This window comes from Citrobacter sp. CK191 (genome assembly GCF_030333435.1).
In the GTDB taxonomy this organism is placed as follows: domain Bacteria; phylum Pseudomonadota; class Gammaproteobacteria; order Enterobacterales; family Enterobacteriaceae; genus Citrobacter_B; species Citrobacter_B koseri.
The window spans coordinates 1-25895 of sequence record NZ_JAOWFX010000031.1 but is presented as its reverse complement, the minus strand read 5'-3'; the positions used below and the strand labels follow the sequence as shown (position 1 = coordinate 25895).

Annotated in this window: 22 protein-coding genes and 3 tRNA genes; 11 read left to right on the top strand and 14 right to left on the bottom strand. The window is 54.3% G+C overall.

From position 1 onward, the window contains the following. Nucleotides 1-58 precede the first annotated feature (58 nt). Complete coding sequence (gene ypdK / locus OGV82_RS11775) at nt 59-130, top strand: membrane protein YpdK (RefSeq protein WP_010723117.1); 72 nt, start codon at nt 59-61, stop codon at nt 128-130. A 51-nt stretch (nt 131-181) separates the two neighbouring features. Here ypdK and alaC read toward each other — a convergent pair whose 3' ends face one another. Beyond that, nucleotides 182-1420, bottom strand: coding sequence for an alanine transaminase (gene alaC / locus OGV82_RS11770; RefSeq protein ID WP_012131405.1), 1239 nt, complete (start codon nt 1418-1420; stop codon nt 182-184). Nucleotides 1421-1809: 389 nt separating this feature from the next. Here alaC and ypdA point away from each other — a divergent pair, with 389 nt between their 5' ends. From ypdA to OGV82_RS11755, 3 genes are read left to right on the top strand one after another with little or no spacing between them, the layout of a single operon-like run. Continuing rightward, complete coding sequence (gene ypdA / locus OGV82_RS11765; RefSeq protein ID WP_101744050.1) at nt 1810-3507, top strand: two-component system sensor histidine kinase YpdA; 1698 nt, start codon at nt 1810-1812, stop codon at nt 3505-3507. 14 nt (nt 3508-3521) lie between these two features. After that, nucleotides 3522-4256 (top strand): two-component system response regulator YpdB, encoded by a 735-nt coding sequence (ypdB, locus tag OGV82_RS11760; RefSeq protein ID WP_012131403.1) that lies wholly within the window; start codon nt 3522-3524, stop codon nt 4254-4256. Between the two features lie 14 nt (nt 4257-4270). Further along, nucleotides 4271-5128, top strand: a complete 858-nt coding sequence (locus OGV82_RS11755) for an AraC family transcriptional regulator (RefSeq protein ID WP_012131402.1) — start codon at nt 4271-4273, stop codon at nt 5126-5128. 218 nt (nt 5129-5346) lie between these two features. Here OGV82_RS11755 and ptsP read toward each other — a convergent pair whose 3' ends face one another. The 6 genes from ptsP to glk all read right to left on the bottom strand — a co-directional run bounded on the left by ptsP (nt 5347) and on the right by glk (nt 12806). Further along, the gene (ptsP, locus tag OGV82_RS11750; RefSeq protein ID WP_101744052.1) at nt 5347-7842 is read right to left on the bottom strand and encodes a phosphoenolpyruvate--protein phosphotransferase; all 2496 of its coding nucleotides are present in this window, start codon (nt 7840-7842) and stop codon (nt 5347-5349) included. 26 nt (nt 7843-7868) lie between these two features. After that, complete coding sequence (gene ypdE, locus OGV82_RS11745; protein WP_047462219.1) at nt 7869-8906, bottom strand: aminopeptidase; 1038 nt, start codon at nt 8904-8906, stop codon at nt 7869-7871. Then, a complete protein-coding gene (gene ypdF, locus OGV82_RS11740; protein ID WP_047462216.1) occupies nt 8906-9991 on the bottom strand; it encodes an aminopeptidase in 1086 nt (361 codons plus the stop codon). Before ypdF ends, ypdE begins: the two co-directional genes overlap by 1 nt. Nucleotides 9992-10007: 16 nt before the next feature. Beyond that, a complete protein-coding gene (locus tag OGV82_RS11735) occupies nt 10008-11255 on the bottom strand; it encodes a PTS fructose transporter subunit IIC (RefSeq protein ID WP_047462213.1) in 1248 nt (415 codons plus the stop codon). A 20-nt stretch (nt 11256-11275) separates the two neighbouring features. Further along, nucleotides 11276-11602, bottom strand: coding sequence for a PTS fructose transporter subunit IIB (locus tag OGV82_RS11730; protein WP_047462211.1), 327 nt, complete (start codon nt 11600-11602; stop codon nt 11276-11278). A gap of 238 nt (nt 11603-11840) precedes the next feature. After that, complete coding sequence (gene glk, locus OGV82_RS11725) at nt 11841-12806, bottom strand: glucokinase (protein WP_047462209.1); 966 nt, start codon at nt 12804-12806, stop codon at nt 11841-11843. Between the two features lie 204 nt (nt 12807-13010). On the opposite strand from glk, the gene OGV82_RS11720 reads away from it, so the two are divergent. Continuing rightward, nucleotides 13011-14246 carry an ion channel protein gene (locus tag OGV82_RS11720; RefSeq protein WP_047462207.1) on the top strand — a complete coding sequence of 412 codons (1236 nt, stop codon included), beginning with the start codon at nt 13011-13013 and terminating at the stop codon, nt 14244-14246. A gap of 13 nt (nt 14247-14259) precedes the next feature. Here the strand turns inward: OGV82_RS11720 and OGV82_RS11715 are convergent, their stop codons facing one another. Further along, on the bottom strand, nt 14260-15915 hold the full coding sequence (locus OGV82_RS11715; protein ID WP_047462204.1) for an alpha-keto acid decarboxylase family protein: 1656 nt from the start codon (nt 15913-15915) through the stop codon (nt 14260-14262). Between the two features lie 182 nt (nt 15916-16097). Between OGV82_RS11715 and mgrA the strand changes: the two genes are divergently transcribed. Further along, a complete protein-coding gene (gene mgrA, locus OGV82_RS11710) occupies nt 16098-17096 on the top strand; it encodes an L-glyceraldehyde 3-phosphate reductase (RefSeq protein WP_047462199.1) in 999 nt (332 codons plus the stop codon). 124 nt (nt 17097-17220) lie between these two features. Further along, nucleotides 17221-17541, top strand: a complete 321-nt coding sequence (gene ypeC / locus OGV82_RS11705; RefSeq protein WP_024130138.1) for a DUF2502 domain-containing protein YpeC — start codon at nt 17221-17223, stop codon at nt 17539-17541. A 100-nt stretch (nt 17542-17641) separates the two neighbouring features. Here ypeC and OGV82_RS11700 read toward each other — a convergent pair whose 3' ends face one another. Both OGV82_RS11700 and OGV82_RS22975 read right to left on the bottom strand, forming a co-directional pair. Next, a complete protein-coding gene (locus OGV82_RS11700) occupies nt 17642-18880 on the bottom strand; it encodes an Nramp family divalent metal transporter (protein ID WP_024130137.1) in 1239 nt (412 codons plus the stop codon). Beyond that, entirely contained in the window at nt 18861-18950 is a 90-nt protein-coding gene (locus OGV82_RS22975) for a hypothetical protein (RefSeq protein WP_418222348.1), read from the bottom strand. Before OGV82_RS22975 ends, OGV82_RS11700 begins: the two co-directional genes overlap by 20 nt. A 275-nt stretch (nt 18951-19225) precedes the next feature. Between OGV82_RS22975 and nupC the strand changes: the two genes are divergently transcribed. Beyond that, the gene (gene nupC, locus OGV82_RS11695) at nt 19226-20413 is read left to right on the top strand and encodes a nucleoside permease NupC (protein WP_012131386.1); all 1188 of its coding nucleotides are present in this window, start codon (nt 19226-19228) and stop codon (nt 20411-20413) included. Nucleotides 20414-20493: 80 nt separating this feature from the next. Here nupC and OGV82_RS11690 read toward each other — a convergent pair whose 3' ends face one another. The 3 genes from OGV82_RS11690 to OGV82_RS11680 form a co-directional block, all read right to left on the bottom strand. Then, the gene (locus OGV82_RS11690) at nt 20494-22692 is read right to left on the bottom strand and encodes a sensor domain-containing phosphodiesterase (protein WP_101744054.1); all 2199 of its coding nucleotides are present in this window, start codon (nt 22690-22692) and stop codon (nt 20494-20496) included. 210 nt (nt 22693-22902) lie between these two features. Then, a tRNA-Ala gene (locus OGV82_RS11685) sits at nt 22903-22978 on the bottom strand. Between the two features lie 39 nt (nt 22979-23017). After that, nucleotides 23018-23093 (bottom strand) — tRNA-Ala (locus OGV82_RS11680). Between the two features lie 221 nt (nt 23094-23314). Here OGV82_RS11680 and OGV82_RS11675 point away from each other — a divergent pair. After that, nucleotides 23315-23677, top strand: coding sequence for a YfeC-like transcriptional regulator (locus OGV82_RS11675; protein ID WP_012131384.1), 363 nt, complete (start codon nt 23315-23317; stop codon nt 23675-23677). Nucleotide 23678: 1 nt separating this feature from the next. After that, nucleotides 23679-24068: a MerR family transcriptional regulator gene (locus OGV82_RS11670; protein ID WP_012131383.1), complete on the top strand. Its 390-nt coding sequence runs from the start codon at nt 23679-23681 to the stop codon at nt 24066-24068. Between the two features lie 76 nt (nt 24069-24144). On the opposite strand, the gene gltX is transcribed toward OGV82_RS11670, so the two are convergent. Beyond that, nucleotides 24145-25560 (bottom strand): glutamate--tRNA ligase, encoded by a 1416-nt coding sequence (gene gltX, locus OGV82_RS11665; RefSeq protein ID WP_047462188.1) that lies wholly within the window; start codon nt 25558-25560, stop codon nt 24145-24147. A 259-nt stretch (nt 25561-25819) separates the two neighbouring features. On the opposite strand from gltX, the gene OGV82_RS11660 reads away from it, so the two are divergent. Then, nucleotides 25820-25895: transfer RNA gene (locus tag OGV82_RS11660), tRNA-Val, on the top strand.

The following is a 25895-nucleotide window of genomic DNA, read 5'->3' as shown; positions in this document are numbered from 1 at the left end:
TACACAGGTAAATTTAAGTTCATTTAGGCGTGCTTAAAGCGACGCGGAGAGATGAAACGTGAAATATTTCTTTATGGGCATTTCATTTATGGTCATCGTTTGGGCCGGTACTTTTGCCCTGATGATCTAAATTGAAAAGATGCAGCAAAAAACAGGAGCCAGATGGCTCCTGTTTGCTTTTCTACTCGGTACCTTCTGTTACCGATTTCGCCCCCGCAGGCAGCAGGCCGTCTGCGCGGAACATGGTCTTAATACCTCTGATCGCCTGACGTATACGATCCCGGTTTTCTATCAGCGCGAAACGCACATGGGTGTCGCCGTAGTCGCCGAAACCGATCCCCGGCGACACGCACACTTTGGCGTCGTTGAGCAGCTTTTTCGCAAATTCCAGCGACCCCATTGCCGCGTACTGCTCCGGTATTTTTGCCCAGACATACATCGAGGCTTTTGGCATTTCGACCATCCATCCGGCTTCATGCAAGCCTTTCACCAGTACGTCGCGGCGACGTTTATACTGCTCAGCGATATCACGCACGCACTGTTGATCGCCTTCCAGCGCGGCAATCGCCGCCACCTGTAACGGCGTGAAGGTTCCGTAATCGTGGTAGCTCTTAATCCGCGACAGCGCACTGACTAACGTCTGGTTGCCCACCATAAAGCCAATGCGCCAGCCCGCCATGTTGTAACTTTTCGACAGGGTGAAAAACTCCACCGCCACGTCGCGCGCACCCGGCACCTGCATAATTGACGGCGCTTTCCAGCCGTCATATACGATATCGGCATAGGCCAGATCGTGGACCACCAGCACGTCGTAGCGTTTGGCCAGCGCAACCACTTTTTCGAAGAATTCTAACTCAACGCACTGTGCCGTCGGGTTGGAGGGGAAACCAAGAATCATCATCTTCGGTTTCGGGTAGCTTTCACGGATCGCACGTTCCAGCTCGTTGAAGAAATCCACGCCTTCCACCAGCGGAACCGAACGTACCTGCGCGCCAGCGATGACGGCGCCATAAATATGGATGGGATAACTGGGGTTCGGCACCAGCACGGTATCGCCATGATCAAGGGTTGCCAGCATCAGGTGCGCTAACCCTTCTTTCGAACCAATAGTGACGATCGCTTCCGTTTCTGGATCGATATCCACATCGTAACGTTCCTGATACCAGCGGGAGATCGCCCGGCGTAAACGCGGGATACCGCGTGAGGTCGAGTAACCATGCGTATCCGGGCGTTGAGCCACCGTACAGAGTTTCTCGACGATATGAGGAGGCGTTGCCCCATCCGGGTTCCCCATGCTGAAGTCAATAATATCTTCGCCGCGCCGACGCGCAGCCATCTTCAGTTCAGCGGTAATGTTAAAAACGTAGGGAGGGAGACGATCAATACGCGTAAAGCGACGTTCAGGGCGGGTATCAGCCATAGTATCCTCAGATTCACGTTAGCGCCCGGACCGTCCGAGCGACGCTGCCACGACCGTGGCATGCTTAGAAAATAGCCTGAAAAAAATCCTCCTGTCGAGAGGCAAACGAAAATATTTTTCATCGGCTTAAAAGGGGAATACTAAAAAGAAAACGGGAATATTCAGCAAAATACCGCCCATAACAACCATCAATTAATTAACATTTTGATATCAATAAAATTACCTTAAGGCGTTCCTCATCCTGGTGAGGTCTTGTCATTTCTCTAACAAAAGATCAATCCCCTTTTAATATTATGGTTTTTCCTCATTAACAGCGCCGCATCAGCGGGCTGGTCATATGGGTGCGGGTTACCTATCATAGTGGTTTAACCCAGTCACAAGAGTCACCCGTGCACGAAATATTCAACATGCTGCTGGCGGTATTTGACCGGGCAGCGCTAATGCTGTTCTGTCTGTTTTTCCTCATCCGTATCCGCCTGTTTCGCGAACTGTTGCATAAGTCAGCGCACTCCCCGAAAGAGCTGCTCGCCGTTACCGCGATTTTCTCGATGTTCGCCCTGTTCAGCACCTGGTCCGGCGTGCCGGTCGAAGGCTCGCTGGTGAATGTTCGCATCATCGCCGTGATGTCCGGGGGCATTTTGTTTGGCCCGTGGGTCGGGATCATTACGGGTGTGATCGCCGGTATTCACCGCTACCTTATTGATATTGGCGGGGTCACTGCCGTACCGTGTTTTATCACCAGTATTCTGGCGGGATGTATCGCGGGCTGGATAAACCGGAAAATCCCAAAAGCACAGCACTGGCGCGTGGGTATTTTGGGCGGGATGCTTTGTGAAACCTTGACCATGATTCTGGTCATTGTCTGGGCGCCAACCATCGCGCTGGGCGTAGATATCGTGTCCAAAATCGGTATCCCGATGATCCTCGGCAGCGTATGTATCGGTTTTATCGTGCTGCTGGTTCAAAGCGTGGAGGGCGAGAAAGAGGCCAGCGCCGCGCGGCAGGCCAAACTAGCGCTGGATATCGCCAACAAAACGTTGCCGCTCTTTCGCCAGGTCAACAGCGAATCACTCCGCCAGGTGTGCGAAATCATCCGTTATGATATCCATGCCGACGCGGTAGCAATCACCAATACCGAACACGTTCTGGCCTATGTCGGCGTGGGGGAAACCAACTACCGCAATAACGATGATTTTGTCAGCCCGACCACGCAACAGGCCATCAATTACGGGAAAATCATCATTAAAAACAATGATGAAGCGCACCGCACGCCGGAAATACACTCAATGCTGGTCATCCCATTATGGGAAAAGGGCGTGGTGACCGGGACGCTAAAAATCTACTACTGCCACGCGCATCAGATCACCTCTTCCCTGCAAGAGATGGCGATCGGCCTGTCGCAGATTATCTCCACCCAACTGGAAGTGTCCCGCGCGGAGCAACTGCGGGAAATGGCAAATAAGGCAGAGCTGCGAGCGCTGCAAAGTAAAATTAATCCCCATTTCCTGTTTAATGCGCTGAACGCCATTTCGTCATCCATTCGGCTCAACCCGGACACCGCACGCCAGCTCATTTTTAATCTGTCACGCTATCTGCGCTATAACATTGAATTAAAAGATGATGAGCAAATTGATATCAAAAAGGAGCTGTATCAAATCAAGGACTACATCGCCATTGAGCAAGCTCGTTTTGGCGACAAGCTGACCGTCATTTATGATATTGATGAAGAGGTGAACTGCTACATTCCCAGCCTGCTTATTCAGCCGCTGGTAGAGAATGCAATCGTCCACGGCATTCAGCCCTGTAAAGGAAAAGGCGTAGTGACCATCAGCGTCGCCGAATGCGGCAACCGTGTGCGAATCGCCGTCAGGGATACCGGCCACGGTATTGATCCTAAAGTAATTGAGCGGGTGGAAGCGAATGAAATGCCGGGAAATAAAATCGGCCTGCTGAATGTCCATCATCGCGTTAAGCTGTTATACGGTGAAGGGCTGCACATCCGCCGTCTGGAGCCGGGCACCGAAATCGCCTTTTATGTTCCCAATCAGCGCTCCCCTGCCGCCGCACCGGCAACGTTATTGCTTTAACCCGGAGATGAGTAGTGAAAGTCATCATCGTTGAAGATGAATTCCTGGCCCAGCAAGAATTAAGCTGGCTGATAAAAGAGCATAGCCAGATGGAGATTGTCGGTACGTTTGACGACGGTCTGGATGTGCTCAAATTTCTACAGCATAACCGCGTTGACGCCATTTTTCTGGACATCAATATTCCCTCGCTGGATGGCGTACTGCTGGCGCAAAACATCAGCCAGTTCGCCCATAAGCCGTTTATTGTGTTTATTACCGCATGGAAAGAGCACGCGGTAGAGGCGTTTGAACTGGAAGCATTTGACTACATACTGAAGCCGTACCAGGAATCACGCATCGTGGGGATGCTGCAAAAACTGGAGGCCGCCTGGCAACAGCAGCAGGTCGTCGCCGTTCCCGGCAGCCCTGTCGCCCGTGAAAACGACACCATCAATCTGATCAAAGATGAGCGCATTATCGTCACGCCGATCAACGATATCTATTACGCCGAAGCGCATGAAAAGATGACGTTTGTCTACACGCGGCGGGAATCGTATGTCATGCCGATGAATATCACCGAGTTTTGCAGCAAACTGCCAGCGTCGCATTTCTTTCGCTGCCACCGCTCGTTTTGTGTGAATTTGAACAAGATCCGCGAAATCGAACCCTGGTTTAACAACACGTACATCCTGCGGCTCAAAGATCTGGAATTTGAAATCCCGGTCAGTCGGAGTAAAGTGAAAGAGTTCAGGCAGTTAATGCATTTATGACGCAGGATTAGGTGATGAAAGAACCAGGCTTGCCCGCAGACCAACAGTTTTTTGCCGATCTGTTCAGCGGCCTGGTGTTAAACCCGCAGCGACTGGGACGCGTCTGGTTTGCCACGCAACATACCGCTCTCCCCACAGGCAGCCTGTGTATTGATTTACCGCGTCTCGACATCGTATTGCGCGGAGAATACGGCAACCTGCTCGAAAAAAAACAGCACGCCCTGACGGAGGGGGAGATGCTGTTCATCCCCGCCAGGGCGGCAAACCTGCCCGGTAGCGATAAACCGGTGATGCTGTTAAGTCTGGTGTTTGCCCCGGCCTGGTTAGGATTATCGTTTTACGATAACCGTACCGCTTCCCTGTTACGCCCGGTGCGACGCATTGAGTTAGCGCACCAGCAGCGCGGCGAAGGGGAAGCCATGCTCACGGCTCTGACCCATCTGAGCCGCTCGCCTCAGGCGCAGGATATTATTCAGCCTCTGGTTCTCAGCCTGCTGCATCTGTGCCGTAGCGTGGTCAATACTCGCCCGGACTCACGCCGCCCGCGCTCGGAATTTCTCTATCACAGTATGTGCAACTGGGTGCAGGACAACTACGCCCGGCCGCTGACGCGGGAAAGCGTGGCGCAGTTTTTCAATATCACGCCGAATCACTTATCAAAACTGTTCACCCAGCACGGCACCATGAGTTTTGTCGAGTATGTTCGCTGGGTGCGAATGGCGAAGGCGCGCATCATTTTGCAGAAGTACCATCTGTCGATTAGCGAGGTGGCGGAACGTTGCGGATATCACGACAGCGACTATTTTTGCCGCCTGTTTCGCCGGCAGTTTGGCCTGACGCCGGGAGAGTACAGCGCGCGTTTTCAGGGTTAACCGCCGGATGGCGGCGTAACGCCTTATCCGGCCTACATGTAAAACGAATAACCGGGCATAACCGCCGGATGGCGGCGTAAATGCCTTATCCGGCCTACGCGTAAAACGGATAACCGGGCATAACCGCCGGATGCGGCGTACACGTAAAACGAATAATTGGGCGTACACGTAGGCCCGGTAAGCGAAGCGCCACCGGGCATTCACTCAGACACGCAGATTCAAAACGTCAGTTCCGCCTCCAGCAGCGCCAGAAGACTTTCGGCATCCTGAGCGGCGAACAGCGACTGACGGAAGTTTTTATTCACCAGCTTACGCGCCAGCTGCGAAAAGACTTTCACATGGTTAATCCCTTCATCAGCGCCCAGCGTCAACATAATCACCAGCTCAACCTCACCCATCTCCGACTGCCAGTCAACAGGGCGCGCCAGCCGCGCAATGCTGATGCTGGAATGACGTATCCACTGTGATTTGGTATGCGGGATCGCCACGCCAAAACCAACGGCAGTCGTGACAATCTCCTCGCGTTGCCAGACATCCTCTTCCAGCTCAAACGGATGCTCAGTACGCCCGTTTACGCCGAGATTGCCGCAAAGAAACTGAATCACCTGCTCTTTGTTGCTCAATGACTCGCCCACAAAGATATTTTCCAGCGCCAGCAGCGGACGCACGTCTTTTTGCGGCGCAAACTGATTCAACAGCGTTTCAATCTCCTCTGCGCTACGACACTCACAGGCCTGCGCCGCAAGCGCCCGGCACGCCTGGCTGTCCATCTGTCGCAGCTGGCTTTTCACGCCAGGGATTCGCGGGCTGCTCATGCTTAATTCATCCAGTTCCAGCCCCAGCAGCAGCGGTAAATACCGGCTTTCACCGCCCAGCTCGCCGCAAATCCCCACCCATTTTCCGTGCTGATGCGCCGCGTGGACGATCTGCTGCAACATGCGCAGGAATGACGGCGTAATCGGGTTATACAGCGGCGAGACGCGCGGATTATTACGATCGACGGCATACAGATACTGGGTCATATCGTTCGAGCCGATGCTAAAGAAATCCACCTCATCGCAGAAGTGATCGATGATGTAACAGACCGACGGAACTTCCACCATAATCCCCAGCGGGATCGTTGCAGCATGGCGCAGCCCATCTCTTTTGAGTTCCACGATCGCTTTTTGCAGCTCGCTTTTAACCCACAGGATCTGATCGAGACTGTGCACCATCGGGATCATCAGTTGCGCCTGACCAAAAGTTGCCGCACGCAAAATAGCGCGAAGCTGCGTGCGAAACAGCCCGGCAAACTCAGGATAAATACGCACGGCGCGATAGCCGAGGAAAGGGTTCTCTTCCTGCGGGATATTGAGATAGCGAATATTTTTATCGCCGCCAATGTCCATCGTGCGAAAAATAACCGGCTTCTCTCCCGCCGCAAGCAGTACCTGCTGGTAGGCCTCAAACTGTTCCTGTTCGTCAGGGGCGCTGTCGCGATCCATGAACAACATTTCGGTGCGGAACAGACCGATGCCTTCCGCGCCATTGGCAAACGCGCCCGGCGCTTCCAGCGCCGTACCAATATTGGCGGCGATATCAAGACGCTGATTATCCCGGGAAAAAGCAGGCAAAGACGCTTCTCTCGCCTGTTGCTGTTGACGCTTATCCGCCAGTTGCTGCGCAATGGCGTAATAGCCGCAGACGGCGGCGTTCGGGTTAATCGCCAGCACGCCGCACTGGGCATCCAGCACCGCAGGTTGCCCGGCGTAGCGACTGAGCGCGTCCAGGGGCAGCCCACTGAGCACCGGAATCGCGGATGCGCGCGCCAGAATCAGCGTGTGCGACGTTCTGCCGGTTTTCTCCAGAATCATGCCGGACAGGTGCTGCAAATCGAGGCTCAGGAACTGGCTTGGCGTCAGATCTTCCGCCACCAGAATGGTCGGCTGTTCAAGAATCAACGTATTACGCGGGCGTCGTTCCGGCCAGGTGATATGCAGCAACTGTTCGCTAATATCACGAATATCGCTTACCCGCTCGCGTAAGTAGTCGCTTGCGGAGGACGACAGCTTGTCGCACACCTGCTCCATATTGGCGATAATCGCCGCGCCCAGCCCCTTGTGCTGCTCGTCCATCAGGCGGCGAATGTTCCCCGCAAACTCGTCATCCTGGATCAGCGACAGATGGGCGCTAAGGATCGTTTTACTTTCACCGTCACGTTCGCGAAGCTGTTGATTAAGCTGCTCCGCCAGCGTCGCCAGGCTATGTTCAAGCCGGGTGCTGTCTTCCGCGCTGGCCGGAATTGCGCGATACGCCTCCAGATTGTCGTTTTGCCACAACGTGAGCGCGCCAGCGCCGACGCCGTTAGCCAATACCGCGCCATACAGTAAATCGGGATTCAGTCGAACCAGCGAGCGCGGCAGCGGATGCGCCGCCAGTTCCGCAGAGGTCGGCTGAACGCTGTCACTGTCGATAAACCGGTGCTGGAGATAGGTCTCCAGAGAACGCCTGGCCTGCTCTTCATCACTGCCGCTAATGTTCAGACTGCAACTGTCGTTAAACAGCGTTCCGGTGCCGATCAGCGCCAGCGAGCTTTTCGCGTCCGCGCGCGCATTCTGGCGATGGTTAATAAACGTCACCTCGCTTTGCCACTGGCTACACTGCTCTTTCAGTTCCCACGCCGGACGCGCATGCAGGCCATTTGGCAACGGGCAGAGAAATTGAATCGTTAACATAACAACTCCTGATTAACGCAAGACGCTCATCTGAAATCCGTAAGATGAACGACGGTCTCACGCGTAAGACGGGTAATAAGTGCCGATAAAAGTTGCTGCGTATGGATAATGTCGCGGCAATCCGCAATGGACGCGGCGCAATGCCCGTGACGCGTGGCGGGCCCAATAACCACCGTCGGGGTTCCCGTCCCGGTCAAATGCACCGCTCCGCCATCCGTCCCTCCATTACTGAACATATCCAGTTGCAGCGGCAGACCGGAGTCACTGGCGACGCTTTCAACCCAGGCGGTCAGTTTGGGCGGTGCGATGAGTGACTTATCGGCAAGCACCAGCATCGGCCCTTTACCGATCTGCCGATGATTCGCCGCGCCATAATCAAAGTTTTTCGCCCAGCAGGCGGTGTCCAGCACGATAGCGATATCGGGAGCAACCGCGCGAGCAGCCGTTTGCCCGCCGCGCAACCCGACCTCTTCGCTGGAGCTGGCTACCAGCCAGACCTCGGCGGGCAGCGCTGCGTCATGCCATTCACGCAGCAGCATGATCAACAAGTAGCACCCCAGTCGGTCATCAAATGCTTTCCCCATTACCCGCTGGTGTGGCAGCACCTGAAACGCAGAGTCAAAAGTAACGCGATCGCCAGGTCGAACGCCCGCCTGGATCACCTCATCATATGAGCGTGCGCCAATATCGACCCGCAAGGCGCCAACCTCATTTCCATTACGCTCGCCATCCAGCAAACCGGGAATTTTACTGTCTTCCCGCGTGGTAATACGCACGGGCTGGAGCTGGCGGGCCGCCATACGCACGTTGCCGACCGGCAACACATCGATCGCCCCTTCCGACGAGATACTGCGCACAATAAACCCCACCTCATCCATGTGCGCGCAGATCATCACTTTCGGCCCATCGGACTCATTAAGACGGATCAGCACCGATCCCAGCCCGTCAAAGCGCACCTCTTTGTGCAGACGATCCGCTTCCTCCAGTAAGATCTGGCGCACTTCCTGCTCTGAGGAGGCAATGGCATCCGCCTCGCTCAGGGCTTTTAACAGCGATAAATCCATTATGCTTCTCCCGTGAGCAATACTGTTTTCGGCATCGTGTAGAGCACTTCCGCGCCGTCTTCCGTGACCAGTACGACATCTTCAATACGCACGCCGCCCTGCCCCGGCAGATAAATGCCCGGCTCTACGGTCAGCAACATACCTGCGGCAAGTCGGGTGGTATCCGTTGGTGAAAAGCGCGGCGCTTCATGCACCTCAATGCCGATAGCGTGCCCGGTGTTGTGGCCGAAATAATCGCCATAGCCCGCCGCCCCAATCACCCGACGAGCCGCAGCATCCACCGCCTGGCAGCACACGCCCGGACGAATGGCGGCAATCGCCGCCTGCTGCGCCTCAAGAACCGTCTGGTAAACGGCGAACAGCGGATGAGATGCGACGGGCGCATCCTGCCCGCTCACGAGGAATGTTCGCGTCATATCCGAACAATACCCCTGATATTGCGCCCCAAAATCCAGGGTAATAAATTCACCCGCCGCGACGATTTTTTCGCTGGCTTTACCGTGGGGTAACGCCCCACGCCAGCCGCTGGCGACGATGGTGTCAAAAGAGGCTTTTTCCGCCCCCTGCTGGCGCATAAACCACTCCAGCTCCGCGGCAATTTCTCGTTCGCGAAGGCCGGGGCGAATAAAACGGCGGATATGCTCCGCGCTGCAATCGGCAATCCGGCAGGCCTCGCGTATCAACGCTATTTCCTGTGCCGTTTTGATCTGTCGCAGCGCGTCCGGCGACGCGCTCACCAGCTTCGCCCGCAGCCTTTCCTGCCAGCGTTGCGCGCAATCCCAACTCACCTGCGCGCCTTCAAAACCAATGACCTGCAATTGCTCGTCGTCGATTATCTGGTTCACAATGGAAGTCAGCGTCTGCGACCCGGCCAACAGATGCAGTTGATCGCCATGCGCTCGCGCTTCAACGTCAGCGTAATAGCGGCCATCCACCAGCAGATGCGCGCTTTTATGCGTGATAAAAACAAACCCGGCGCTGCTGGAAATCCCCAAATGCGGTTGCTTGTTCTGCCGGGATGAAATCAATACCGCATCCAGGCGTTGTTCCACCAGCCACTGGCGAAGCGATGCACGTAACGTCATGATGTCAGTCCTTTTTTCAGAGGCTTTCAATCAGCAGTTTGCCTCTGCGATACATCATGTGACGCAGGAAAACGACCATCAGCGCCGTGATCACCGCCCCTAACACGATCCCCGCCATATAGACGCCAAGATTGCTCACCAGCGGCCATGCCCAAATCGCAGACTCAGGGAACCACTGCACGGCGCCCAGCCAGACGGCGGTTGTCGAGCCGACAATCGCGCCCACCATATACGAAGGGATTGCCGTAATCGGGCTTTCCAGCGCGAAAGGAATCGCCCCCTCGCTGATCCCCATAAACGCCAGGAACATCGCGGTTTTGCCTTGCGGATACAGTTGCGCGTTAAACAGGCGCTTACCGGTTAAGCGACGATCGAGAATCGTTGCCAGCCCCAGACCAATCGGCGGGATCACAATCGCGATAGAACGCGCGGTGACGGGTAAAACGTGATCGGTAGTGAAACTAAAAGCGACAAATCCTGCGGCCTTGTTAATCGGGCCGCCGAGGTCAATTGCCGTTGCCGCCGAGATCCCCATCGCATACATCAGCGTTCCTTTTTCACCCGCCGCCGTCAGTAGCGTACGGATACCGCCGTTGATCCATCCGCCAAACGGCGTGATCACGTAGTACATCGCCAGCATCACAAAAATAGCGGACAAAATGGGCAGCAAAAAGGTGGTTTTGAAGGCCAGTAAGAAATCAGGCAACTGGATTTTTTGATTCATCCACTTCACCAGATAGCCCGCGACAATCGAGATAATCAGCGCCCCGATGAACGTTGACGGTACGGGCGCGGTCGTTACCCATTGCAGGCTGGCCGGGTCAAAATTCAGTATCTGGGTTGGCTGGGTGGACATTAAGCCGCCGATGAATCCTGCGGGAAAGGCCAGCTTACCGCCGATAGAGTTAGCGACAAACGCCGCGAACATCGGAATCGCAAAGCCAAACAACACGCCGCCAAAGGATTGCGATAGCCAGGCGAATTTCAGTAATGAGAGGTTAAAACCGTCGAATTTTCCGCTATTCAGCGCATCCATAATGCCGGTATCTGCGGGAATTTTCAGCCAGCTATAGGCAATCAGCTGGCTGAAAGCGAGAATCACCCCACCCATGATTAACGTGGGCACCATGCGCGAAATACCCGACATGACGTGCTGCGGAAGTTCGCCCCAGAAGCTGTTACGGGAGGCCGGAGGGGTTTTTATTGCCGCTGCCGCACCGGATGCGCCAGGCACAACGGTTGCACTGCGTTTTTTAATGGCCATATGTGTATCCCTGTCGAAAATTATTGTTGCTCTGCCGCAATCATCTCTTCGATTTCTTTAATGATACCGGCGGCGTTTTTTATCGCGTCCTGGAGCGTAATTTCATACACATCGCGCGACTCAAACCGTTCATTGTCTTCGGGGGTAACGGCAACGGAATGGATGATTAGCGTCGCCTCAGCGATATCCTGCGCCGTCAGGCGATTCTGGATGCCGTCCGCCCCCTGGGTTTCAATTTTCACCTCGTATCCCGCTTCAACCGCTGCCTCTTCCAGCGCCTGAGCCGCCATAAATGTGTGGGCCAGCCCCATCGGGCATGCGCAAACAGCAATGAGTTTTTTCGCCATAACAGACTCCTCCAGATAGTTAACGAGAGAAATTATGGCGGTGAGAGCCTGCGCATTGTTATCAGACAAATAATGCTTTTACTGGACAAATAATCCCGTTAAACAGAAATGTGACGGGCGTCGGAAAGGTCGGCGACGGGCACAAAAAAACCGCGTCAGTGACGCGGTTTAAGACCGGATAATGCATGTCATGCCCTGCCTGATGGCGCTAACGCGTATCAGGCCTGCCGATCTTCAATTACAGAATTTGCCCTAACGTCTGGCGCAGATGCGCGCCGGAACCGAGCAGGCCGGGATTATCATGCACAATCAGGTAAACCGGAATATCCTGAACGTAGGCTTTGAAACGGCCTTTGTCTTCAAACCCGCCACGAAAGCCGGAGGCTTTAAAGAACTCCAGGAAGCGCGGCACGATGCCGCCCGCAATGTAGACGCCGCCAAACGTGCCCAGCGTCAATGCCAGATTACCGCCAAAACGGCCCATAATGACGCAAAACAGCGACAGCGCACGACGAGAGTCAATGCAGGTATCCGCCAGCGCGCGTTCGGTAATATCTTTCGGTTGCAGATTTTCCGGCAGACGGCCATCAGATTTGACGATAGCGCGATACAGATTCACCAGCCCTGGCCCCGACAACACGCGCTCGGCGGAGACATGACCAATTTCCGTACGCAGTTCTTCGAGAATAATGCCTTCCTCTTCGCTGTTCGGCGCGAAGTCAACGTGACCGCCTTCGCCCGGCAGGCTGATCCAGCGTTTATCGACATGAACCAGGTGCGCCACCCCTAATCCGGTTCCGGCGCCGTAAACAGCAATCGGTTTGCCGGCAACCGGTTCCGCGCCGCCGAACTGGATCAGATGCTCTTTGCGCAGCATCGGGATCGCCATCGACACGGCGGTAAAATCGTTGATGATTTCCAGATGGCTAAAGCCAAGGTTCTTTTTCATCTCCGCAATAGAAAATGCCCAGGTGTGGTTGGTCATCGCCACCCAGTCACCGGTGATCGGGCAGGCGATAGCGATACAGCCGTCTTCCACCCTGGCGTTATGCTCGTCCAGATACACGCGCACCACGGCTTCGAGGCTCGGATAATCCAGCCCGGAATAGGTTTTCGCCTGCGAAATCTCCCCGCTGGTCATATCGCACAGAGCAAGACGCGCGTTGGTGCCGCCTACATCACCTACTAAAGCATATTTTGTCATTCTTCTACTGCTCCGCTAAAGTCAGAATAAATCTTTGCCACACTGTAAATTCATGGGGGCATAACAACAACGGTCGAGAGGCGAGCTCCCCCAAAATATCGATCTGCATCACATAATTACTTTATCGTTTCAGCACCATTTGCAGCGATGCCGTCGGGCAGGCTGTGCAAACTAAGCATATGACTCAGTATTAAGGAATAGATCATGCTCCATCCGCGAGCCAGAACGATGCTGTTATTATCGCTTCCCGCACTCATTATTGGCATTGCCTCCAGTCTGGTATTGATCGCCGTGATGAAAGTCGCCTCCGTTTTACAGCGCCTGCTGTGGGAGCAAATCCCCGTCGGCCTGGGCATTGCCCATGATTCCCCCGTCTGGATTATCGGCATGCTCACGTTTACCGGGATCATGGTCGGGCTTGTCATCCGCTACAGCCCTGGGCATGCGGGCCCGGACCCGGCGACCGAACCGCTGATCGGCGCGCCGATGAGCCCTGTCGCGCTTCCGGGCCTGCTGATCGCGCTCATTCTCGGCCTGGCAGGTGGAGTAAGCCTGGGGCCGGAGCATCCCATTATGGCGGTGAATATCGCGCTGGCCGTCGCTATCGGTGCGCGCCTTTTCCCACGCATAGGGGCGCTGGACTGGACGATCCTGGCTTCCGCAGGCACTATCGGCGCGCTGTTCGGCACCCCTGTCGCCGCCGCGCTGATTTTCTCGCAAACCCTGAACAGCTCTGACGATACGCCCTTGTGGGATCGTCTGTTCGCTCCGCTGATGGCGGCAGCCGCGGGATCGTTAACCACCAGCCTGTTCTTCCATCCGCACTTCTCCTTGCCGATTGCGCACTACACGCAAATGCGGCTGAGCGATATTTTCAGCGGCGCGGTGGTGGCAGCCATTGCGATTGCGGCGGGTATGGTGGCGGTATGGTGTTTACCACGTCTGCATACGTTGGTGCATCGTCTGAAAAATCCGGTACTTATCCTCGGTATCGGCGGTTTTATGCTGGGGATTCTGGGCGTATTGGGCGGGCCGCTGACCCTCTTTAAAGGGCTGGACGAGATGCAGCAGCTGGCGTTCAGCCAGACGCTGGGCGCCACGGACTACTTTATGCTGGCGATCGTTAAGCTGGGCGCGCTGGTTATCGCCGCCGCCTGCGGTTTCCGGGGCGGGCGTATCTTCCCGGCGGTCTTTGTCGGCGTGGCGCTGGGTCTGATGCTGCACGCGCATGTTGAAGCGGTTCCGGCGGCAATTACCGTCTCATGCGCGATTCTGGGGCTGATGCTGGTCGTAACCCGTGACGGCTGGCTGAGTCTGTTTATGGCCGCAGTCGTCGTACCGGACACCACCCTGCTTCCGCTGTTGTGCATCGTTATGCTTCCCGCCTGGCTCCTGCTGGCAGGCAAGCCAATGATGGCCGTCAACCGCCACGACAGATAACCGGCCATCGCGTTTACTCCCCGTTGCGCGATTCCAGCGCGCGGGTGACGGTACGCAGCAATTCCGGCAAATCGGCTTTCGGCAGCACGACCTCAATCAGCGAAAGCCGCTGCGGGGATTTCAGGCGCGCCAGCACTTCCTCCAGCTGGATAGCCTGCGTTACCCGCCAGCACTCCGCCTGACAGTTCGCACTGAGCGCCTGCGGAACCTGCGTCCAGTTCCATCCGGCAATGTCGTTATAACGCTGGTTCGCCCCATGAATGGCGCGCTCCACGGTATAGCCATCGTTATTGAGCAGCAGAATGACCGGCGACTGTCCATCCCGCATCATCGACCCCAGTTCCTGAATCGTCAGCTGCGCCGCGCCGTCTCCGGTAATCAGAATCACTCGCCGTTCCGGGCAGGCGGTTTGCGCGCCAAAGGCGGCGGGCAAAGCATAGCCGATTGATCCCCAAAGCGGTTGCACCAGCACGTCCGCGCCAGCAGGCAGTGAAAGATCCGCCGCACCAAACGCGGCGGTTCCCTGATCGGCAAGGATAATATCGCCCGGCAGCAGGTACGCCTGTACCGTATGCCAGAAGTTTTCTTGCGTCAGCGTCCCCTTCTCAATATGGCCGCCGGGCGCATGCGCCGGGGTCGGAGGAGGCGAAAATGAAAGTTCCAGACATAACTCGCGCAACGTAGTGACCGCCTGCTCCATCGACAGACCGCTGAACCAGCTATTCCCGACGCGCGAAGCATGCGGCTGGATTTCAATCGTTCGTTCCTGCGGCAGTTGCTGTGTGAAGCCCGCCGTCAGCGTATCGACAAACCGGGTGCCAACGCAGATAACGGTATCAGCCTCTTCAATCGCCTGACGCACCGATTCACTGCTGGCTCCGGCGCTGTATGTACCGACAAAATTCGGGTGCTGCTCATCAAACAGCCCTTTGCCCATGAGCAGCGTCGCGTGCGCTATTGGCGTTTCCGCCATCCAGCGTTGTAAAACTGGCTGCAAGCCAAAACGCAGGGCGAGAAAGTCTGCCAGCAGCGCCACGCGCGGGCTGTTCATCAGCCGCTGGCGCGCGCGATAGCGAAACGCCGCCACCGTGTCATTTTCCCCTTCAGCACGGTCAGGTGTGAGAACGTTTACAGGAGGGACAGCAGGTCGTTTTGCCACATCCGCCGGTAACATCAGATAGCCGGGTCTGCGCATCGTCAGCATTTCGCGTAATACGCGGTCGATTTCATAACAGGCGTTCTGTTCATTCAACACGGCGCTGGCGGCCGTTACAGCCTGGCTTACACGGTAAAAATGCTGAAAGTCGCCATCGCCGAGGGTGTGATGCATCAGTTCGCCCCGTCGCTGTGCGCCGCTGCATGGCGCGCCGACAATATGCAGCACGGGAACGTACTCTGCGTAGCTTCCCGCCAGGCCATTAAGCGCGCTTAACTCCCCTACGCCGAAAGTGGTCAACAACGCCCCTGCCCCGGCTAACCGGGCGTAGCCATCAGCCGCATAGGCGGCATTCAACTCATTCGCGCACCCTACCCAGCATACGTCACGATGCGCAATCACATGGTCAAGAAACTGCAAATTATAATCGCCCGGCACACCGAAAAGATGCCCGATACCGCAGCCTGCCAGTCTGTCCAGCAGGTAATCCGCAACGGAGTATGGGGTTTGCATGACAGCTATCCTTCTGACGGTAACCTCATGTTGAGTATTAAAGAACTGTGATAGCTGTCCAGAAAAGCCGCTGCAAAAGGGGTGGAAAGCAGGATTTACAGTTTTTCACGGTGTAATCTTATTGAATAACAATCCGTGTAAACGTATACACTGAAAACTCACGTCATTCAGAGGGCAACAACATGGTTTATCGGGCCGATGAAAATCGCTACCAGACAATGGAGTATCGCCGCTGCGGTCAGAGCGGTTTAAAGCTCCCCGCCATTTCACTTGGGCTATGGCACAATTTCGGTGATACCACTCAGGTAGAGAACAGTCGGGCGCTGCTACAGCGTGCTTTTGATCTGGGAATTACCCATTTTGATCTCGCGAATAATTACGGCCCGCCGCCAGGCTCAGCAGAGCGCCATTTTGGCCGTATCCTACAGGAAGACTTTTTACCGTGGCGCGATGAACTGATCATTTCTACTAAAGCGGGTTATACCATGTGGGATGGCCCTTACGGTGACTGGGGTTCGCGCAAGTATTTGATAGCCAGCCTCGATCAAAGCCTGAAACGACTGGGGCTGGAATATGTCGATATCTTCTATCACCACCGCCCTGACCCGGAAACGCCGCTCAAAGAGACGATGAAAGCGCTGGATCATATTGTTCGTCAGGGAAAAGCGCTGTACGTCGGGATTTCCAACTATCCGGCGGATCTAGCCAGACAGGCCATTGAGATCCTGGACGACCTGGGCACGCCGTGCCTGATTCACCAACCCAAATACTCGATGTTCGAGCGCTGGGTCGAAGACGGCTTGCTGGCATTATTGCAGGAGAAAGGCGTCGGCAGTATCGCCTTTTCACCGCTGGCGGGCGGGCAATTAACCGATCGTTATCTCAACGGCATTCCGGCTGATTCCCGGGCCGCCAGCGGAAGCCGCTTCCTTAACCCGGATCAGATTACCCCGGAGAAACTGGAAAAAGTGCGCCAGTTAAATGCGCTGGCCGGACGTCGGGGGCAAAAACTGTCCCAGATGGCTCTGGCCTGGGTGCTGCGCGACGACAAGGTGACGTCAGTGCTGATTGGCGCCAGCAAGACCGCGCAAATTGAAGATGCCGTGGGGATGCTGGCGAATCGTCATTTTTCTCCCGCCGAATGCGCAGAAATCAACGCAATCCTGAACGGCAGCCAATAATCACTTTTTAGCAAAAAGTGCTCTCACTCATGATTTAAGAGTTAAGGCGATGAAACGGGGCTTTACCGCCCCGTAATATTGCGTTAACAGGCCGATTACGGCTCGATCGTGAAGGAGAAAAAGAATGTTCAGGTCACTGATTCTGGCGGCAGCCTTATTGGCTTTTACACCGCTTGCCGCAAACGCTGGCGAAATCACCCTGTTGCCATCGATAAAATTACAAATTGGCGATCGCGATAATTACGGTAACTACTGGGACGGCAGATACTGGCGCGACCGGGATTACTGGCACCACCATTATGAATGGCGTAAAAATCGCTGGTGGCGACACGATAATGGCTATCATCGCGGCTGGGATAAGCGCAAAGCCTATGAACGCGGCTACCGCGAAGGCTGGCGCGATCGCGACCACCACCCTGGCCGGGGTCACGGACACCGTCATTAAAAATAGCCCCGTTCAAACGGGGCTATTTTCGAATTGTGTTTTTATCAGCAATACCGATTCAACCATTTCTCTTAACTTCCCTGGCTATACGGTCTTCAAATCACAACCCCAGCGCGGTTCCTACCAGCAACCAGATATTCAGCGCCACCACCAGCACCACAATCATCCAGCCGATGTACTTGACCCATTGGGTATTCACCAGATCGCCCATTAATGTGCGATCGCTGGTAAAAATCAATAACGGCACCAGCGCCAGCGCAATGCCGAAACTCAGCAGGACCTGGCTCATCACCAGGATTCGGGTTGGATCAAGCCCCATAAGAATAACGATAAACGACGGCATCATCGTGATGGTGCGGCGTACCCACAGCGGAATATGAAAGCGAACAAATCCCTGCATCACAACCTGCCCCGCCAGCGTACCGACCACGGTGGAAGAGAGCCCCGCCGCAACCAGGCTCAGGCCGAACACCGTCGCCGCAGCATGGCTAAGCAGTGGTTCCAGCGTCAGATACGCCTGATCAAGATCGGCAATACCGGTATGCCCGCTAAAATGGAACGCGGCGGCAGCGGTCGCCATCATCGCCAGGTTCACGAACCCTGCAATCGTCATCGCTATCGCCACATCCCATTTGGTGGCGGCATAGCGCTGCTGCCGGGAGCCGCCGTGCAGATGCTGCGTTAAAGAGGAATGCAGATAGATAACGTGGGGCATGATGGTCGCGCCCAGCACCCCGGCGGCCAGAAATACCGCCTCAGAGTTCGGCAGGCTGGGGATGATCATCCCTTTGCTCAGCTGCGCCAGGCTTGGCTGCGAAAAAATCAGTTCCACAATATAGGCTGCGGCCACAAACAGCAGTAATCCGCCAATCACTTTTTCCAGCGGTTTTTGCCCACGACGCTGCAACATCAGAATCAGGAATGTGGCGATACCTGTCAGCACCGCCCCCTGCAACAGGGAGATGCCGAGAATGAGTTTAAAGCCGATCGCCGCCCCGATAAATTCCGCTAAGTCGGTGGCCATCGCGATGATTTCCGCCTGAACCCAATAGAACCAGACGACAGGACGCGGGTAATGATCGCGAATTTGCTCCGCCAGGTTTTTGCTTGTCGCAATCCCCAGTTTGGCCGACAGAACCTGAATGAGCATCGCCATCAGGTTCGCCCAGACAACCACCCACAGCAATTTATAGCCAAAGCTGGCCCCGGCCTGGATATTGGTCGCAAAGTTACCGGGATCGATGTATCCGATCGCGGCGATGAACGCCGGGCCCATCAATGCGAGCCTTAACTTGCGCGCCGCTCGTCCACTACTGCTTTCAACGCGATCGTTTGTCATCTTTTGCCTCAGAAACATAGCCTTTGCTATGTTTTATGCTATGTTTATTGAGAATGATTATCAAGTGCATTTTAATGGGTAACGTTGATATCTCTGATAGCGCCAGGCTATGGGCCAGCAAGGGAGGGTCGAAAAACAAAACCAGGTTGTTTGTTAATTGTATGAGATTAGCACAATGACATAACTTTTCACTTCCATACTAAACATAACAGAAACGTATTCCAGATCACTAATTTTGAATCTCATCACAGCTCCTTATTATAGTGTGTGTTTGATCTCGTTTTCTTTATTGTTGTTGCATAGAATGTGCACGGAAATTAAACCTGCCTCATATTTGGAGCAAATATGGACCGCGTCCTTCATTTTGTCCTGGCCCTCGCTGTTGTTGCGGTACTCGCACTGCTGGTAAGCCATGACCGTAAAAAAATTCGCATTCGTTACGTCATTCAGCTGCTTGTTATCGAAGTTTTACTGGCCTGGTTCTTCCTGAACTCAAACGTTGGCCTGGGCTTCGTGAAAGGTTTCTCCGAGATGTTTGAAAAACTGCTCGGTTTTGCCAACGAAGGGACCAACTTCGTTTTCGGCAGCATGAACGATCAGGGCCTGGCCTTCTTCTTCCTGAAAGTCCTTTGCCCCATCGTCTTTATTTCCGCGCTGATCGGTATTCTTCAGCACATCCGCGTTCTGCCGGTTGTGATTCGCGCGATTGGTTTCCTCTTATCCAAAGTCAACGGGATGGGTAAGCTGGAATCATTTAACGCCGTCAGCTCCCTGATTCTGGGCCAGTCTGAGAACTTTATCGCGTATAAAGACATCCTCGGTAAAATGTCCCGCAATCGTATGTACACGATGGCGGCAACGGCAATGTCTACCGTATCCATGTCTATCGTGGGCGCGTACATGACCATGCTGGAGCCGAAATATGTCGTTGCGGCGCTGGTTCTGAACATGTTCAGCACCTTTATCGTTCTGTCAGTGATCAACCCGTATCGCGTCGAAGCCAGCGAAGAAAATATTCAGATGTCTAACCTGCACGAAGGTCAGAGCTTCTTCGAAATGCTGGGCGAATACATTCTGGCGGGCTTTAAGGTCGCGATTATCGTTGCGGCGATGCTGATTGGCTTTATCGCCCTGATCGCGGCGCTGAACGCCCTGTTCGCGGCCGTTCTGGGCATCTCCTTCCAGGGCATTCTGGGTTACATCTTCTACCCGGTGGCCTGGGTCATGGGGGTTCCGGCGAATGAAGCGCTTCAGGTAGGCAGTATCATGGCGACCAAACTGGTATCTAATGAATTCGTCGCCATGATGGATCTACAGAAAATCGCCTCTACGCTCTCTCCGCGCGCGGAAGGCATCATCTCTGTATTCCTGGTCTCCTTCGCTAACTTCTCTTCCATCGGGATTATCGCCGGCGCGATTAAAGGTCTGAACGAAGAGCAAGGCAACGTGGTTTCACGTTTTGGTCTGAAACTGGTGTACGGCTCAACGCTGGTGAGCGTACTGTCTGCGTCTATCGCAGCGCTGGTGCTGTAATTACGGTATCGCCAGGCGGCGGCGCAAACGCCTTCATCTGGCCTTACGACGCGCAACCGGGGACATGTTCCCCGGTTTTTTTATAGCTGTAGCGCTTCCAGCGGGCGCGGTCGCCCAATCAGATAACCTTGTAGATAGTTCACGCCCAGGCTTAAGAGTAATTCCCGCTGCTCCGGCGTCTCGACAAATTCGGCAACCACGCATAAGGATTTCGCTTTCGCGAGATCGGTAATTGATTTCACGATCATCGCATCCAGAGAGTCCGTCATAATGTCTTTTATGAAGCAACCATCAATCTTGATGATATCTGCCCGCAGGCGTTTAAGACGTTCATAGTTCGCGTATCCCGTACCAAAATCATCAATGGCTATCCTGAAACCGAAATTCCGCAGTTGCGCAATATTCTGCGTGCTGATTTCAGAATTGGAAAACGCCTGCTCTTCGGTGATTTCGATGATCACGCTTTCTGGCGTAATACCATAACGCCTGAACAGGCCGATAATGCGTGATGCGCTCTCTTTATTCAGTAACGTCAACGGCATTAAATTGACCGAGAAACGGGCGCCCGGCGCTGTCGTCGGATGGGTAGCTATCCATCGCAGCAGGGCTTCCACAACCTGTAAATCAAAGCGGGCGCTGAGGTTAAATTGGGCAATCAGTGGAATAAACTGATCCGGCGTCATGATGCCGTCATCACTTTTCAGTCGCGCCAGAACCTCCGCATACCCTTTCCCCTGCGCGTTGAGAATCGGTTGCGCGTACAAAACCAGATCGCCGTTCTCCAGCGCTTTGCGAACCTTTTGCAGCAGTAATACCCGTTCCGTCGTCTGATCGGAGACCGCCTCAAGACTTTGGGTCAGCGCCATAACCCGGTGGTTCGCGCAGGATTGCTCCGACAGCCAGCTAAGCTGCCCCAGCAGGGGTTGTAGCGTCTCCTGTCTGCCGTCGTAAGCGCCCCACGCGGCGCCGTATTCCATGTCCAGCCCGGTATTGTTCCAGTAAATTTTGCGGCTATTGAGGAGATTAACCATATGTTGCAGGCGGGCTTCCGTCTCAGGGCCGCGAAGCACTAACAACAATTCGCTGCCTGGCACCTGAAATACGCTCTCGTTTTCTTGCAGGAACGGTTGCAGCATTCGACACACCGAGCGTTTGCAATGAACGCGCATCAGCATGCCGTAATGTCGACTCAAAAATTCCAGGTTTTCCATCCGCAGGCAGCAAACCGTTTGTCCTGTTCCCTGCAACAAAAATTGCTCCAGCGCGCGAATGTTAGGAAGGCGCGTCAACGGGTCGGTTAACGCCTGACCATGCCACTGTCGGTTCAACCATTCGCTGCGTTGATAAATACACACCATATACAGCAAACAAATACTAAAGGAGATGAGAACAGAGAGGATAAAGGCCAGTGAATATTCGGAGCCGACGCCCTGCAAGAAATTCCGGTTATACACCAGCAGGCACAGCGCAGAGATGGCCCAGCTGAGGTTCAGCAGCGGATAACTCAGCTTGCCCACGCCGAGCGTAAAAACAATAAAAAAGACGGGCACCAGATAACCGGCAATATAGTCGGCATCAAAAGGCGCGCACATCAGAACGATCAGCGCCACGACGACGGAGATCCAGGTCAGGGTAAACAGACGCTTCTCTTTGACCAGATACGGCGCAATGTCCCTGCGCCAGAAAATGCGGCAATAGCGCGGGTTGATTATCATCCGCAAAGGATAATAAAAGAGCATAGTGAAAATCAGGACCGCTGAAATCAGGCTCAGAATATCCACGATGGTATAAATAATGGTTGCTGTACCAAAGAATGTTGATATCGCAACAGGGTAGTCCAGACAATGCCCCGCGAGATACATGCTGGCTTTGATGCCCGCCGGCGCGACAAACCCGAGCCAGAAGATACGCAACCAGATATTCCTGTCAGGCAATCCATGACGCCAGCGCGCCCCCACTTGCCAGCGGACAATCCCGCAAATGCCCAATACGGAAAAGGTCTGACAAAATAACAGCACCGCTGCCTGCATTAACGGGAGATGAAGGTTCCAGTGATTGGTCGCCATCATCGCTAAAATGATAGGGACAATACCGCGTCGGCCAAATAAGAACAGCACGGAAAACATGACGCATAGCGGCAGCCAGGCCAGGAAAATAGAGCTGTCATCGACAACGGCGAGCGGAGAAATAGAGCGGGAGAACTGTATACCGACAATGGATAGCGTCAAAGAAAAGATAAATATTCTTATATTTTTTAGTAAGTTATGCTTATCCTGCATAGATTCCCTGTTCTCATCAGTCACGCTATAAGGCACACAAATAATAAGTTTATTCGTGACGCGAAGCAAACCTGCACAGGCCTGATATCAGGCGCTCTTACACGTTCTTTCATTTGATACAAAGGTATTGACGCTTACTGAAACTGTATTACAAAAATGGCGGGAACGCAGATACAAAAAACCCCCGCTTTTCAGCGAGGGTTCAAATTTTGGTGGAGCTAAGCGGGATCGAACCGCTGACCTCTTGCATGCCATGCAAGCGCTCTCCCAGCTGAGCTATAGCCCCACGATGCTTTTACGTACCAGATTTGTTGGGATTCAAATTTGGTGGAGCTAAGCGGGATCGAACCGCTGACCTCTTGCATGCCATGCAAGCGCTCTCCCAGCTGAGCTATAGCCCCGTCACGTAAAGCTTGTCGAGTTGACGGGCGGCATCATATGAATTCCCTTCGCATGTGTCAACGGCAAAATGCCGCCGGCAAATTCAATCGCTGAAAAAGCAGGCAAATGAAGAACATTGCGTAACAACTCGCATTTAGTAGTTAAACGCGTCACGGTTTCAACTAAAATGATGCTATAAAGTGAACCGCTAATTAACCATACGACTATTCAGGGAATCGTTATGTTCAAGGAACGGATGACGCCAGAAGAACTCGCTAATCTGACCGGTTACAGCCGACAAACCATCAATAAATGGGTGCGCAAGGAAGGCTGGACGACGTCGCCCAAACCAGGCGTACAGGGAGGAAAAGCCCGGCTGGTACACGTTAATGAGCAGGTTCGCGAATATATCCGCAGCGCCGAGCGTTCTGCGGAGGGAGCATCGGAATCCTTTTCGTTAACCAGCGATACCTCTCTTGAATCGCTGCTGGTCACGCTGGCCAAAGAGATGACGCCATCTGAACAGAAGCACTTTACGTCTTTGCTTTTGCGTGAAGGGATTACCGGTTTGTTACAACGCTTAGGGATTCGCGATAGCAAATAATATGAAAAAATTACGCAGCAAAATGACGACCGAAGAGCTGGCGGAGTGCCTTGGCGTTGCCAGACAAACCGTTAATCGGTGGATCAGAGAACAAGGATGGGAAACTGAAAAGTTTCCGGGCGTAAAAGGCGGTCGGGCAAGGCTCATTCACATTGATGCTCGCGTACAGGAATTTATTCTTAACATCCCTGCCTTCCGCAACCATTCTGCGTTTTATCAGGCGGAGGAGCCGCTTGCCGAATACAGCCACGTTGTGCGCAGCCACGCCTATCGCCAGATTATTGATGCCGTAGAGAACATGTCGTCCAAAGAGCAGGAAAAGCTGGCGCAGTTTCTGTCGCGAGAAGGCATACGCGGTTTTCTCGCCCGTTTGGGCCTTGATGAATCGTAGACCCAATAAGCGCAGCGCCATCGGGCAACAGGCCGGATGGCGGCGCAACCCCCATCCGGCCTACGGTTAATACACCTTACTGCTGATTTTCACGTTCCGCGATAAAAGCCAGCGCTTTATTGATGCGCTCAATGCTGCGGGATTTACCAATCGCATGCACCGTGACGTCCAGCGCCGGAGACTGGCCTGCGCCAGTGACGGCAACGCGCAGCGGCATACCGACTTTCCCCATCCCCACTTCCAGTTCATCGGCTGTCGCCTGAATTGCATGGTGTACGTTTTCTGCGCTCCACTCTGTGATGGCCGCCAGCTTATCACGCACCACTTCCAGCGGCTGACGCGCGACCGGGCGCAGGTGTTTTTTCGCCGCATCCGCGTCGAACTCAGCAAAGTCCTCATAGAAATAGCGGCAGCTTTGCGCCATCTCTTTCAGTGTTTTGCAGCGTTCGCCCAGCAGTTTCACCAGTTCAGCCAGCTGCGGGCCGTTACGGGTATCGATATTCTCCTGCTCAATGTGCCATTGCAGGTGCGTTGCCACATATTCCGGCGCCAGAGAATTGATGTAGTGATGGTTCAGCCACAGCAGTTTGTCAGTGTTGAACGCACTGGCGGATTTGCTCACGGCATTCAACGAGAACAGCTTGATCATCTCTTCACGGGTGAAGATCTCCTGATCGCCGCTGGACCAGCCCAGACGCACCAGGTAGTTCAGCAGCGCTTCCGGCAGGTAGCCGTCGTCACGATACTGCATCACGCTGACCGCGCCATGACGCTTGGACAGTTTTTTACCGTCGTCGCCGTTGATCATGGAAACGTGCGCGTACACCGGAACCGGCGCGTTCAGCGCTTTCAGGATGTTAATCTGGCGCGGCGTGTTGTTGATATGGTCTTCGCCACGAATCACATGGGTGATTTCCATATCCCAGTCATCCACAACCACGCAGAAGTTATAGGTCGGGGAACCGTCGGTACGACGAATGATCAGATCGTCCAGCTCCTGGTTGCTGAATTCGATCGGCCCACGGATCTGGTCGTCAAAAATAACGGAGCCGTCCTGCGGGTTGGCAAAACGCACAACGCAAGGCTCATCGTCAGAATGATGTTCGTGACCATGACGGCAGCGGCCGTCGTAACGCGGCTTCTCGCCTTTCGCCATTTGTTCTTCGCGCAGTGCTTCCAGACGCTCTTTGGAGCAGTAGCATTTATATGCCGTACCCGCTTCCAGCATCTCATCAATCACCGCGTTGTAACGATCAAAACGTTTGGTCTGGAAATACGGGCCTTCATCCCATTCCAGGCTCAGCCAGTTCATACCATCCATAATGGCTTCAATAGCTTCCGGCGTGGAGCGTTCGAGATCGGTGTCTTCAATACGCAGCACAAACTCACCGCCGTGGTTACGTGCAAAAAGCCAGGAGTAAAGAGCAGTACGCGCGCCGCCGACGTGCAGATAGCCTGTCGGGCTTGGCGCGAAGCGAGTTTTGATTTTCATGAAATGGCCTTACGTTTATTAAAGATGCCGACAACCGGCAAATCCGGGAAAGATTATCAGGCTGGTATTCTATCACTGTGGTCTGATTCCTCAATGTTGTTCGGGTTGGAACATCACGCTTTGCGATTTTCGTATACAAATCATGCTGAACGGAGTAATTCGCGATCGTTTTGTTTAAATTTACGACGAACGGACAATTTCTTTAGAAAATGCGTTGACTCATTTTCAACTCTCCCTATAATGCGACTCCACACAGCGGGGGTGATTAGCTCAGCTGGGAGAGCACCTCCCTTACAAGGAGGGGGTCGGCGGTTCGATCCCGTCATCACCCACCA